General features: G+C 69.7%; 12 protein-coding genes. 8 read left to right on the top strand and 4 right to left on the bottom strand.

Annotated elements, in window-relative coordinates; translation table 11 throughout:
- Nucleotides 1-5: 5 nt before the first annotated feature.
- The 3 genes from MRBLWO14_RS11400 to MRBLWO14_RS11410 all read right to left on the bottom strand — a co-directional run bounded on the left by MRBLWO14_RS11400 (nt 6) and on the right by MRBLWO14_RS11410 (nt 2,389).
- Entirely contained in the window at nt 6-620 is a 615-nt protein-coding gene (locus tag MRBLWO14_RS11400) for a glucose-6-phosphate isomerase family protein (protein WP_341933276.1), read from the bottom strand.
- Between the two features lie 127 nt (nt 621-747).
- Nucleotides 748-1,722 (bottom strand): acetylesterase, encoded by a 975-nt coding sequence (locus MRBLWO14_RS11405; RefSeq protein ID WP_341933277.1) that lies wholly within the window; start codon nt 1,720-1,722, stop codon nt 748-750.
- Nucleotides 1,723-1,792: 70 nt separating this feature from the next.
- A complete protein-coding gene (locus tag MRBLWO14_RS11410) occupies nt 1,793-2,389 on the bottom strand; it encodes a CGNR zinc finger domain-containing protein (RefSeq protein WP_341933278.1) in 597 nt (198 codons plus the stop codon).
- 39 nt (nt 2,390-2,428) lie between these two features.
- Between MRBLWO14_RS11410 and MRBLWO14_RS11415 the strand changes: the two genes are divergently transcribed.
- The 8 genes from MRBLWO14_RS11415 (at nt 2,429) to MRBLWO14_RS11450 (ending at nt 11,858) form a co-directional block, all read left to right on the top strand.
- Entirely contained in the window at nt 2,429-3,424 is a 996-nt protein-coding gene (locus tag MRBLWO14_RS11415; RefSeq protein WP_341933279.1) for an EamA family transporter, read from the top strand.
- 112 nt (nt 3,425-3,536) lie between these two features.
- Entirely contained in the window at nt 3,537-4,274 is a 738-nt protein-coding gene (locus tag MRBLWO14_RS11420; RefSeq protein ID WP_341933280.1) for a GntR family transcriptional regulator, read from the top strand.
- A complete protein-coding gene (locus MRBLWO14_RS11425) occupies nt 4,271-5,797 on the top strand; it encodes an MmgE/PrpD family protein (protein WP_341933281.1) in 1,527 nt (508 codons plus the stop codon). Before MRBLWO14_RS11420 ends, MRBLWO14_RS11425 begins: the two co-directional genes overlap by 4 nt.
- A gap of 89 nt (nt 5,798-5,886) precedes the next feature.
- Nucleotides 5,887-6,789: a methylisocitrate lyase gene (gene prpB / locus MRBLWO14_RS11430; protein WP_341933282.1), complete on the top strand. Its 903-nt coding sequence runs from the start codon at nt 5,887-5,889 to the stop codon at nt 6,787-6,789.
- A gap of 2 nt (nt 6,790-6,791) precedes the next feature.
- Nucleotides 6,792-7,925 (top strand): bifunctional 2-methylcitrate synthase/citrate synthase, encoded by a 1,134-nt coding sequence (locus MRBLWO14_RS11435; protein WP_341933283.1) that lies wholly within the window; start codon nt 6,792-6,794, stop codon nt 7,923-7,925.
- 100 nt (nt 7,926-8,025) lie between these two features.
- Complete coding sequence (locus MRBLWO14_RS11440; RefSeq protein WP_341933284.1) at nt 8,026-9,027, top strand: IS481 family transposase; 1,002 nt, start codon at nt 8,026-8,028, stop codon at nt 9,025-9,027.
- Nucleotides 9,028-9,121: 94 nt separating this feature from the next.
- Nucleotides 9,122-10,582, top strand: coding sequence for an MFS transporter (locus MRBLWO14_RS11445; RefSeq protein WP_341933285.1), 1,461 nt, complete (start codon nt 9,122-9,124; stop codon nt 10,580-10,582).
- 16 nt (nt 10,583-10,598) lie between these two features.
- The gene (locus MRBLWO14_RS11450; protein WP_341933286.1) at nt 10,599-11,858 is read left to right on the top strand and encodes an FAD-binding protein; all 1,260 of its coding nucleotides are present in this window, start codon (nt 10,599-10,601) and stop codon (nt 11,856-11,858) included.
- Nucleotides 11,859-11,993: 135 nt separating this feature from the next.
- On the opposite strand, the gene MRBLWO14_RS11455 is transcribed toward MRBLWO14_RS11450, so the two are convergent.
- Complete coding sequence (locus MRBLWO14_RS11455; RefSeq protein ID WP_341933287.1) at nt 11,994-12,839, bottom strand: NAD(P)-dependent oxidoreductase; 846 nt, start codon at nt 12,837-12,839, stop codon at nt 11,994-11,996.
- Nucleotides 12,840-12,867: the final 28 nt, after the last annotated feature.

A 12,867-nucleotide genomic window follows, 5' to 3' on the forward strand; every position in this document is an offset into this window, starting at 1 on the left:
GGAGCCTATTCGGCGGTCTCGGGGGCGGCGGCCGGCGCGGCGGCCGGCGCGGTGTACGGCCTGAGGTCGACGCCGTCGGTCGCGCGGTAGGCGCGGGAGCCCATGCCGTGCTCGAGCACCCATCCGTAGTCGTGGCCGGCGCCGCCAGGGTAGACCGCGAGGAATGCGTAGGGCTCGTCGCCCGTGTTCACCGAGCGGTGCGCCCAGCCGGGCGGGATGTAGCCGATCGTGCCGGGGAGCATGTCGAGCCATTCGGTGCGCTCGCCGTCGAACATGAGGAGTCCGCCGCGTCCCTTCAGGGCGAGGTAGATCTCGCCCTGGTGGTCGGGGTGCTGGTGCCCCTTCGTCATCCAGAGCTCGCCGGAGGTGTCACCGGGCATGATCGTCGTGATCGACTGCGGGAGCTCGCGGTCGATCTCGGGCACGGGCGAGCTGACGACGGTGTAGACGACGGGGTTGTCGCCCGCCGAGGACGACGCCCAGGCGTCCGCGTCGAGGAACAGCCCCTCGAGGTCGGACATGCGACGCGTGAGCGTCGGTCCCTCCGGCGAGAGCGTGAGCTTCTCGGCGTCGAAGGCGATCGCCATCGGCGAGATCGGAGGGGTGTGGAACTCGGGCATCGGTGCTCCTCGTTGCGGATGCTGCAGTGCATCGCAGCCTGTAATGACAGGTCGAGTGTACCTGTAATGACAAGTGGTGTCCACCGCTCATCTGCGCGGGGATGAGAGCGCAGGCGTGCGGATTCCGTCAGGATGCCGCGCGCAGGGCCCTCGCGAGATGGGCGCGTCCGCCGCGGACGGCGTCGGCCGTGACGGCATCCCACCCCGGGCACTCGGCGTGCCCCGCGGGAAGCACGGCGAGCTCGAGGTCTCGCGCGGCATTCGCGACGCCGAACTGGCCGGGCGGCGGCACGTACTGGTCCCACAGCGCGGCCTCGACCCGCACCGGGATGTCGGCGAACCCCAGCGTGCTCGACGCATCGAACGGACGCAGCTGCTCGCGCGCCCCCGGATGCTCGGCGACGTGCGCGCGGACGACCTCGCCGCTGCCCAGGCACGGCACGGCCAGGCGTTCGTCGTACTGCCCGAAGCTCGGCACGATGAGCGTCGCACCCACGTAGCGGTCGTCCCACGGGACGCCGAGCGCGCCGATGCCGCCGCCGAAGCTCTCCCCGACGTAGTACAGCGGCAGGTCGCCGACGAGGGCGAGAAGCGTGTCGGCCGCGAGCCACAGGTCGCGCGCGCACAGGCCGAGGACGTATCGGTCGGGGTCGTCGAGGCCCGCGAGCACGTGCTGCTCCACGGGTTCGGGAGCGCCGACGCCGGCGTTGAGGGTCGGCAGGCCTCGCGCCACGGGGAAGATCGCGGCTGCGTCGTCCGGCACCCGGGCGAGGTCGATCGCGTCCCGGCCGCCGTAGCCGTGCGAGTGCACGATACCCACGCGCGCCGGTCCGGACGCGGGCCCCACGGCCCAGGATCGCAGGCGGATGCCGTCGACTCCGCCGTGCTCGACGATCGAGACGCTGCGCCCGTCGACGGTCGCGGTGGAGAGGGGGCGCGGCGCGGCATCCACCGTCCTCGCCTCCGCTCGCCAGCGGCCCCACATCTCGGCGAGGCCGGTCGGCGGCGCGACGGGGGCAACCTGCCGCAGTGCGTGCTCGTCGAAGCCGTAGGTGCCGTCGAATGCGGCATCCGGGAACCAGGAGTCGTAGGGCGCAGGCATGATGCATCGACGCTATCGCGCGGCCGTCAGTATGCGCCTGGGTCGCCCAGATCAGGAGAAGTGCCCGAGATCAGGACGATGCGTCCGGGGTCCTCCTGATCTCGGGGGAGGATCCTGTTCTCGGAGCAGGAGCCGCGCCCGCCCGCCGCGCTCGGTACGCGGCGACGGCGTTGCGGTTCGTGCAGGTCGGCGAGCAGAAGCGCTTGGACCGGTTGCGCGAGAGGTCGAGCGCGAGCGCCGCGCACGTGTCGTCGTCGCAGATCGAGATGCGCGAGCCCTCGTCGGCACGGATGACGTCGATCAGCGCCATCGCGGTCTCGATGAGCACGCGTTCGGGCAGGGGTCGGTCGTCGGCGACCGCATGCAGGTGCCAGTCGGCCTCGTCGTGGCGCACGAGTCGGGGGGTGAGGCGCGCCTCCGCGAGGGTGGCGTTCACGTGCTCGGCCATCTCGTCGCGGGGCGCGAGCAGCATGGAGCGGAGGCGAGGACGGATGCCGCGGAGCGCGGCGAGCTCGGCGTCGTCGCGGTCGAGCCTGCCGGAGTAGGGGAACTCGGCGAGGAAGCGGTGCTCGTCGTCGAGGGTCTCCAGTGTCTCGGGGTCTTCGGCCGAGTTGACGAGCCAGACGGCTGCGCGGAGCGCCTCTTCGGTGTCATCGGTGAAGATCATGTTGACACCTTACTCCGTGCGCGAGTAGCGTCACTTCTCATGAGCTCTGTGACCGATGACCGGAGTGTCGCGGGCGTGCGCCTCGGCCTGCCGCTGGCGGTCGCCGCCGCGTTCTCGTTCGGCATGTCCGGTGCCTGGGCGCGCGGGCTCATCGACGCAGGATGGTCACCTGGTGCGGCCGTCACCGTGCGCGTCTGGGTCGCCGCGCTCGTCCTGCTGATCCCCGCGGTCCTGTCGCTCCGCGGCAGATGGGGCGCACTGAGCAAGAACGCCGGGATGGTCGCCGCCTACGGGCTCCTCGCCGTCGCGGCGACACAGCTCTGCTACTTCCAGGCCGTCGCCGTCATGGACGTCGGCATCGCCCTGCTCATCGAGTACACGGCGCCGATCGCCGTCATCCTCTGGCTGTGGCTGCGCCGTGGCGAGAAGCCCAGCCGGCGCAGCGTGATCGGAGCCGTGATCGCCTTCGTCGGACTCGTCCTCATGCTCGACATCGTCACGGGCGCCGAGGTCAACGTGCCCGGCATCCTCTGGGCGCTCGCCGCGATGGTCGGCGCCGCGAGCTACTTCCTGCTCTCGGCGAGAGCCGACACCGGGCTGCCGCCGATCGCGCTCGCCGGCGGAGGGCTGCTGCTCGGAGCGGTCGGCCTCACGGTCGCCGGTGCCGTCGGCATCCTTCCCCTCGCCTGGGCGACCGACGACATCACCTACCGGTTCGGCACCGTGCCGTGGTTCGTGCCGGTGCTCGCGATCGGCCTCATCGCGACCGCGCTCGCCTACCTGCTCGGCATCGCATCGACCAGGATGCTGGGCTCGCGCCTCGCCTCATTCGTCGCCCTGTCGGAGGTCGTGGCCGCGCTGCTGTTCGGCTGGCTGCTGCTCGGACAGCTCCCCGATCTGCTGCAGGCCCTCGGCGGAGCGCTCGTGCTGGTCGGCGTCGTGATCGTGAAGCTGGGGGAGCCCGCGCCGGCACGCGCGGACGGGGCTTCACCTTCCGCCCGGTTGGCACCTGCTGCCGGAATCCGCGAGGAATAGCCGCGCGAGGCGCCCGCTGCGGGGGAGCGGGCGGGCAGGTCGTGTGTATACGTGGGGCGCTCATGCGTGGCATTCTGAGGCGCCCAGAGCGCTTTGTGTATACACTGAGGGCATGTCCGTGGTCTCGGCCGATCGTCTCAGCGCGAGCGAACGCGCCTACGCGACGCTGCTCGACGAGATCCAGTCCGGGGCTCTCCCGGCCGGATCCGTGCTCGGCGAGGTCGAGCAGGCCGCGCGTCTCGGCGTGAGCCGCACGCCGTTGCGAGAGGCGCTCCGCCGACTCGCGTCCGACGGGCTCGTCGTGCAGCAGTCGCCGCGCGTGACCGTCGTCGCCGACCTCGATGCGTCCGACATCCGCGCGCTGTTCGAGATGCGTCGGGCGCTGGAGGAGACTTCCGCACGCATCGCAGCGCGACGCGGGGACGCCGAGCTCTTCGCCGCCCTGGCGCAGGAGTTCGCGCAGGTCGAGCTCGACGCTCCGGCGGGACGCGAGGACTACTACGCGCTCATCGCCCGCTTCGACGCCGCCCTCGACGGAGCCGTCGCCAACGACTACATCGCGTCAGCGCTGCGCACCGTGCGCACCCACCTCGTGCGCGTGCGCCGCATGGCCAAGGACAAGCCCGCACGGCTCGCCGCCTCGGCCGCCGAGCACCGCACCATCGCCGAGGCGCTCGCGGCGCGCGACGGGGACCTCGCCGCGCACGCCACGCACGTGCACCTGCACAACGCCCTCGCGGGGATCCTCGAATCGCTGCCGCACGGGGATCGGGGCGTTCCGCCTCGCTCCGCCCGCGCGACGACCAGCGGGCATGCCGCTCGCTCAACGACCACGGAAAGGCAACCATGACCGTCACGCACCACGTCCGCGTCCACCGCAGCGACGAGAACCTCGAACGCTCCGACCAGCTCGCCTGGAAGATCGCCGAGGTGGCCGCCGACCCCGTCGAGGTCGAGCAGCCGGTCGTCGACATGATCATCAACCGCATCATCGACAACGCGTCGGTGGCCGCGGCATCCCTCACGCGCGGTCCGATCACCGCGGCCCGCGCGCAGGCGTTCAGCCACCCCGTGTCGTCCGGCGGGGCGGGCGCGACCGTGTTCGGGGCGGCGCTCGACCACCGCACGAGCCCCGAGTGGGCGGCGTGGGCGAACGGTGTGGCCGTGCGCGAACTCGACTACCACGACACGTTCCTCGCGGCGGAGTACTCCCACCCCGGCGACAACATCCCGCCCATCGTCGCCGTCGCCCAGCACGTCGGATCCGACGGTCGGGCGCTCGTGCGCGCGATCGCGACCGGGTACGAGATCCAGATGGACCTCGTGCGAGCGATCTGCCTGCACAAGCACAAGATCGACCACGTGGCGCACCTCGGCCCGTCGGCCGCCGCCGGCATCGGCACCCTGCTCGGACTCGACGTCGAGACCATCTATCAGGCCGTCGGGCAGGCGCTGCACACGACCACGGCGACCCGGCAGAGCCGCAAGGGCGAGATCTCGACCTGGAAGGCGCACGCCCCCGCCTTCGCGGGCAAGATGGCGGTCGAGGCGGTCGACCGCGCGATGCGCGGCCAGACCAGCCCCGCCCCGATCTACGAGGGCGAGGACGGCGTGATCGCGTGGATGCTCGACGGCAAGGATGCCGCGTACGAGGTGCCGCTCCCGGCATCCGGCGAAGCGAAGCGCGCGATCCTGGACTCGTACACGAAGGAGCACTCGGCGGAGTACCAGGCCCAGGCGTGGATCGACCTCGCGCGTCGTCTCGGCACCGCGAACCCGGCGCTGCGCGATCCCGCGAACATCGAGTCCGTCGTGCTGCACACCAGCCACCACACCCACAACGTGATCGGCTCGGGGGCCGGCGACCCGCAGAAGTACGACCCCACCGCCTCTCGCGAGACCCTCGACCACTCGATCCCGTACATCTTCGCGGTGGCCCTGCAGGACGGCGGCTGGCACCACGTCGACTCCTACACGCCCGAGCGGGCCGGCCGCGCCGACACGGTCGCGCTGTGGCACAAGATCACCACCGCCGAGGATGCCGAGTGGACGCGTCGCTACCACTCGGAGGACCCCGACGTGAAGGCCTTCGGCGGCCGCGTGGAGTTCCGCCTCGCCGACGGCACGACCGTGGTCGACGAGATCGCCGTCGCCGACGCGCACCCCCTGGGCGCGCGCCCCTTCTCACGCGAGAACTACATCGCGAAGTTCCGTCTGCTCGCCGAGCCCGTGCTCGAGGCCGCCGAGATCGAGCGCTTCCTCGAGCTCGTGCAGCGTCTGCCCGAACTCACCGCGGCCGAGGTCGGCGAGCTGTCGATCATCGCGAAGCCCGGGCCGCTCGATGCCGCCGAGGCGCCGAAGGGGCTGTTCTGATGACGCCCCTCCCGTTTCGAATCGCTTGACGTGCAACTTTTCGACCGGGATTGCTGCAAATCACGCGATTCGAAACAGAAGGAGAACTGATGCTGTACTCCACGACGACGCCCGCCGAGAAGCGGCGGCTGTTCCGTGAGCGCCTCGCGAGCGGCGAGCTGCTGCGCTTCCCCGGCGCCTTCAACCCGCTGAGCGCCAAGCTCGTCGAGCAGAAGGGTTTCGACGGCGTCTACATCTCGGGCGCTGTGCTGTCTGCCGACCTGGGCCTGCCCGACATCGGCCTCACGACGCTGACCGAGGTCGCCGGACGCGCGAAGCAGATCGCCCGCATGACCGAGATCCCCGCGATCGTCGACGCCGACACCGGCTTCGGCGAGCCGATGAACGTGGCGCGCACGATCCAGGAGCTCGAAGACGCCGGGCTCGCCGGCACGCACATCGAGGACCAGATCAACCCCAAGCGCTGCGGCCACCTCGACGGCAAGAGCGTGGTCGACGAGAACACGGCGATCAGACGCATCCGCGCCGCCGCCGATGCGCGCCGCGACGAGAACTTCCTCATCATGGCGCGCACCGACATCCGCGCCATCGACGGACTGGATGCCGCGATCGATCGCGCCAAGGCGCTGGTGGACGCCGGGGCCGACGCGGTCTTCCCCGAGGCGATGCGCGACCTCTCCGAGTTCGAGGCCATGGCGAACGCGCTCGACGTGCCGATCCTCGCGAACATGACCGAGTTCGGCAAGAGCGACCTGTTCTCGACGACGCAGCTGCAAGCGGCGGGGGTGAGCATGGTGATCTGGCCGGTCTCGCTGCTGCGCATCGCGATGGGCGCGGCGGGCCGCGCTCTCGATACGCTGAACGACGAGGGGCACTTGACCTCGAAGCTCGGCGAGATGCAGCACCGCGCCGATCTCTACGACCTGATCGACTACGAGTCGTACAACCACTTCGACTCCGGGGTCTTCAACTTCACCATCACGAAGGAGTGAGCATGAGCGAACCGGACATCAGGAAGGGCCTCGCGGGGGTCGTCGTCGACACCACGGCGATCTCGAAGGTCAACCCCGAGACGAACAGCCTGCTCTACCGCGGGTATCCCGTGCAGGAGCTGGCCGACACCCAGCCGTTCGAGGCCGTCGCCTACCTGCTGTGGCACGGTGAGCTGCCGACCCCCGACGAGCTGGCCGCGTTCCGCCACGAGGAGCGCACACACCGCGCGCTCGCCGAGAACGTCAAGCAGGCGATCGACCTCATCCCGCTCGAGGCGCACCCCATGGACGAGGTGCGCACGGCCGTCAGCGTCATCGGCGCCTCCGACCCCGGCGCCGGAGGATCGGTGCTGAACGCGGGCGGCAGCCCGGAGGAGAACCTCGAGCGCAGCATCCGCCTCTTCGCCGCTCTTCCGGCGATCGTCGCCTACGGTCAGCGCCGTCGTCGCGGTCACGCGATCATCGAGCCGCGCGACGACCTCGACTACTCCTCGAACTTCCTCTGGATGACGTTCGGCGAGGAGCCCGACCCCGTGGTCGTCGACGCCTTCAACCGCTCGATGATCCTGTACGCGGAGCACTCGTTCAACGCGTCGACCTTCACCGCGCGCGTGATCACCTCGACCCTCAGCGACCTGTACTCGGCGGTCGTCGGCGCGATCGGCGCCCTCAAGGGACCGCTGCACGGCGGCGCGAACGAAGCCGTGCTGCACATCTTCGACGAGATCGGGGATGCCGGGAACGTCGAGGCATGGCTCGACAAGGCGCTCGCCGAGAAGCGCAAGATCATGGGCTTCGGACACCGCGTGTACAAGAAGGGCGATTCGCGTGTGCCGACCATGAAGGCCGCGCTCGACACGCTCGTCGCGCACTACGACAAGCCCGAGGTCGCCGCGCTGTACGACGCCCTCGAGTCGGAGTTCGTCGCGCGCAAGGGCATCTACCCGAACCTCGACTACCCGTCGGGACCGGCGTACAACCTCATCGGCTTCGACACGCTCACGTTCACGCCGCTGTTCGTCGCCGCGCGGGTCACCGGCTGGACCGCGCACGTCATCGAGCAGGCGGGGGCGAACGCGCTGATCCGTCCGCTCTCGCACTACGACGGCGTCGACGAGAGGCACGTCCAGGGCTGACGCCTAGCTGTTCTTCCCCGGGACGTTGTGATCGTTTGATGTAGCGAAGACCTCCGGGACGATGTGGGTACCACCCTCACTTCGTTCACCGGAGGTCTTCGTGACTCACGCTAATGCTCCCTTGACGCCTGAAGGGCGTCGTCGTCTCGCGTCGTCGATTGTTGATCATGGTTGGTCGGTCCGCGTCGCCGCGCAACGGTTCCAATGCTCGCCCGCGACGGCGTCGCGGTGGTCGCGCCGTTATCGGGCCGGGTTGCCATTGACGGATCGCAGCTCACGGCCGGCTTCGTCACCGAACCGGGTGGCGCTGCGATTGGAGCGTCGCATCATCGCGCTGCGATTCACGAGACGATGGGGTCCGCACCGGATCGCTTGGCATCTGGGGGTTCCGCGCTCGACGGTCGGCCGGGTACTGACCCGCTATCGGATGCCGTTGCTGCAGCACCTGGATCAAGCCACCGGCCTGCCCGTTCGCAGACCGAAGGCGCTTCGTTACGAGATGAGCGTTCCGGGCGAGCTGGTTCACGTCGATATCAAGAAGCTCAGCAGGATCCCTGACGGTGGCGGCTGGCGTGCTTATGGCCGAGGGTCCCAGCAAGACCGCCGAGCCGGCGTCGTCCGTGATCGCGCTGCCCGTCGAGGCGCGTCACCGTCGCGCGGATACGTGTTCCTGCATCACGCGGTCGACGACCACAGCCGACTGGCCTACTCCGAACGGCTGGGCGACGAACGCGGCGACACAGCCGCCGCGTTCTGGAGTCGAGCCCGCAGCTTCTTCGCTGAACACGACATCACGGTCGCTGCGGTGATGACGGACAACGGCGCCTGCTATCGCTCACGAGCCTTCGCCACAGCACTCGGAGACGGCGTCAAGCATCGACGCACTCGACCGTTCCGCCCCCAATCGAACGGCAAGGTCGAACGCTTCAACCGCACCCTCGCCGCCGAATGGGCCTACGCCCGCCCCTACACATCCGAGACCGAACGCGAAGCCGCCTATCCCGAGTGGCTTCATCACTACAATCACCACCGACCCCACAGCGGAATCGGCGGACTCACACCCTCAGCCCGCGTTCACAACCTGCCGGAGAAGAACACCTAGCGCTCAGCGCGCTCGGAATCAAGCGGATGCACCGACCCGCATCGGAGGAGTATCACTGATCCGGGACCGAGGGGTCCCGTGTGAAGGAGGCTCCATGTCCGCGTCGGATGTCAACGTCAAGGAGGTTCGGTCGCTCGTCCCCGCGCGGATGGACCGGCTGCCCTGGGCACGATTCCACTGGATGATCGTCGTCGGGCTCGGGTTCTCGTGGATCCTCGACGGCCTGGAGGTGCAGATCGTCGCCGCGAACGGCTACGCGGCGACCCTCGGCATGGGTCCGGCTGAGGTCGGCCTCGCGGGCACGTGCTACCTGCTCGGACAGGTGTTCGGCGCGCTCGTGTTCGGACGCCTCACCGACCGGCTCGGACGCAAGAAGCTCTTCATCCTGTCGCTCGCGGTGTACCTCGTGGGCTCCGCGGTCGCGGGTCTCGCGTTCGCGCCGTGGTTCTTCTACATCTGGCGGTTCGTCGCGGGGGCCGGCATCGGCGGCGAGTACGCGGCGATCAACTCGGCGATCGACGAGATCATCCCGGCGAAGTACCGCGGTCGCGTCGACATCGCGATCAACGGCACCTACTGGGGCGGTGCAGCGCTCGGCGCCGTCGCCAACCTGTTCTTCCTGAACACCGACATCCTCCCGCAGGATCTCGGCTGGCGCCTCAGCTTCTTCCTGGGGCCGGTGCTCGGCATCCTGATCATCTGGCTGCGGCGGCACATCCCCGAGAGCCCGCGCTGGCAGATGACCCACGGGCGCGAGGACGAGGCCGAGCGCAACGTCGACGGCATCGAGGAGCGCATCCGTCGGGAGGGCAAGGAGATCCCGCCCGTCGACGAGTCGAAGGCGATCACGGTGAAGGAGTACGGCCAGGTGCCGTTCCTCGTGATCGCGAAGGTGCTGTTCCGCAAGTACCCGCGGCGGACGCTCGTCGGCATCACGATGATGGTGACGCAGTCGTTCCTCTACAACGCGATCTTCTTCACCTATGCGCTGGTGCTCGAGAACTTCTACGACACCCCGCCCGCGTCGGCGTCGCAGTACTTCATCATCTTCGCGGTCGGCAACCTCGCCGGGGCGCTCGTGCTCGGGCACTTCTTCGACACGTGGGGACGCCGGCGGATGCTGTTCCTCACCTACGTCCTCGCCGGGTCGATCCTGCTCGTCAGCGCGTTCCTGTTCAACGCGGGAGTGCTGAACGCGGGCACGCACACCGCGTTCTGGTGCGCCTCGTTCTTCTTCGCCTCGGCCGGGGCGTCGGCGGCCTACCTGACCGTGAGCGAGATCTTCCCGCTGGAGCTGCGCAGCCAGGTCATCTCGTACGTGTTCTCGATCGGTCAGCTGGTCGGCGCGATCGCCCCCGTGCTCTACGGCTCGCTGATCGGGCAGAGCGCCGAGACCGGCGATCGCGGCCCGCTGTTCTGGGGCTACGTACTCGGCGCGGGCATCATGATCTTCGGCGGGGTGGTGTGCGGGGTGTTCGGCGTGAGCGCGGCAGGCAAGTCCCTCGAGGACATCGCCGACCCTCTGTCTCTCGTCGAGAACCCGAAGAAGAGCTGACGGTTATCCTGACCCGATGGGCATCGAACGCAACTGGGCAGGCAACGTCACCTACCGGGCGTCGCACATCGAGCATCCGTCCTCCGTCGACGAGCTGCGCGACGCGCTCGCGGCAGGCGAGAAGGTGCGGATGCTGGGCTCGCGCCACTCGTTCTCGGAGCTCGCCGACACCGGCGGCACTCTGATCGCGACCGACCGGCTGCCCCGGATGGTCGAGGTGAGCGAGGCCCGTGACGCGGTGCGCGTGAGCGGCGCGCTGCGGTACGGCGATCTCGCTCCGCTGCTGGATGCCGAGGGCCTGGCGCTCGCGAACCTCGCCTCGCTCCCGCACATCTCCATCGCGGGCGCCGTCGCGACGGGCACGCACGGCTCGGGAGACGCCGTCGGGTCGCTGGCCAGCGCGGTGCGGGCGCTCACGATCGTCACGCCTGCGGGCGACGTGAGAACGCTGCAGCGCGGGGACGACGATTTCGCCGGCGCTGTCGTGAGCCTCGGCGCGCTCGGGGCGGTGGTCGACGTGACACTCGACGTCGAGCCCGCGTACGAGGTCGCGCAGCACGTATTCGAGCACCCGGCCTGGGACGCGATCCTCCGCGATCTCGACGACGTGACCGGGATCGGCACGAGCGTCAGCATCTTCTCGACCTGGGAGCGCACCGATGTCGCCGACCAGATCTGGGTCAAGCAGCGGCTGCCCGAGGCGCGTGAGACCACGCGGGCCGACCTGTTCTCTCGTCTCGACGCGGAGCCGGCGACGGCGAAGCGGCATCCGATCCTCGGCGTCGACCCGATCGCCTGCACCGAGCAGGGCGGCGTGCCAGGACCGTGGTTCGACCGCCTGCCGCACTTCCGGCTCGAGTTCACCCCGTCGGCCGGCGCCGAGATCCAGACCGAGTACCTCGTGCCGCGCGCCGACGCGGTCGAGGCGATCCAGGTCGTGCGCACGCTCGCGGGACAGATCGCGCCGCTGCTGCTCGTGAACGAGATCCGCACGGTCAGGGCCGACGAGCTGTGGCTGAGCTCGTCGTACGAGACGGATGCCGTCGGCATCCACTTCACCTGGAAGCCCGACGAGGATGCCGTGCGCGCGTTTCTGCCGACTCTCGAGGCAGCGCTGCCCGGCACCGCCAGGCCGCACTGGGGCAAGGTCTCGACGCTCGAGGGCGCGGAAGTGCGGTCGCGCTACCCGCGGTTCGACGATTTCGCCGCGCTCGCCGCGCGCTACGACCCGGAGCGCCGGCTCGTGAACCCGTACCTGGAGCGCCTGGGCCTCTAGCGCGCTGCGGTCGGCCCCCGATGGGGGCCGCGGCCTGCCCCCGCGCGACACCGACAGTTGAGCCGGGCGCTTTCGAATCGCGCAACTGGTTACGCCACCGGTCGAAAAGTGACCATTCGCGCGATTCGAAAGCGGCTAGACGTGGTCGCGCCAGGAGTACTGCGGGTCGTAGCCCAGCATCCGACGTGCTTTGTCGATCGCGAGCAGGGTCTCGTTCTCGCCGACCTCGCGCGCCACGGGGACGTCGGGGAAGACCTCGGCGAGCAGCTCGGCGTTCGGCCGTGACATGACCGTGTCGGCGGCCGCGATGATGTACTGCTCGAATCCCGGCGGGGCGACCTCGAGCGCTCGGCGCACGGCCTGCGCCCCGTCGCGGGCGTCGATGTACCCCCACAGGTTCCACTTGCGCAGCAGGGCGTCGGCGTCGAACGACGGGAACTCGGCGTAATCCGCAGGGTTCATGACGTTCGAGAACCGCAGCGCCGTGATCGACAGATCGGGATGCCATCGCACGAGCTCGGTCGCCAGGCGCTCTTCGAGCGTCTTCACCAGCGAGTACACCGACTCGGGGCGCGGCGGGTACTCCTCGTCGACGGGGACGTACGGCGGCGGCGCGTCGAACGGGAGTCCGAGCACGGTCTCGCTGGACGCGGCGACGATACGACGGATGCCGAGGCGCACCGCCGCCCAGAAGACGTTGAACGTGGCGGGCATGTTGTTGTGGAAGGTGGCCACGTCGCTGCGGATGCCCGGCGCCGGGATCGCGCCCAGGTGCACGACGGCGTCGATGCCGTCGTGCTGGTCGCCGACAGCGGTGAACGCGTCGACGACCTGTCCGTAGTCGGTGAGGTCGACCTGCACGAACCCGGGGCCGCGCTGCCCGGCGACATCCATGCCGATGACCTCGATGCCCGCGGCCCGCAGCTCGCGTGCGACGACGGTTCCGAGCTTGCCCGATGATCCGGTGAGTGCGATGCGCATGTCACCAGCGTGGCACGCCGGCCGGCGA

Source organism: Microbacterium sp. LWO14-1.2, assembly GCF_038397715.1.
GTDB lineage: Bacteria > Actinomycetota > Actinomycetes > Actinomycetales > Microbacteriaceae > Microbacterium.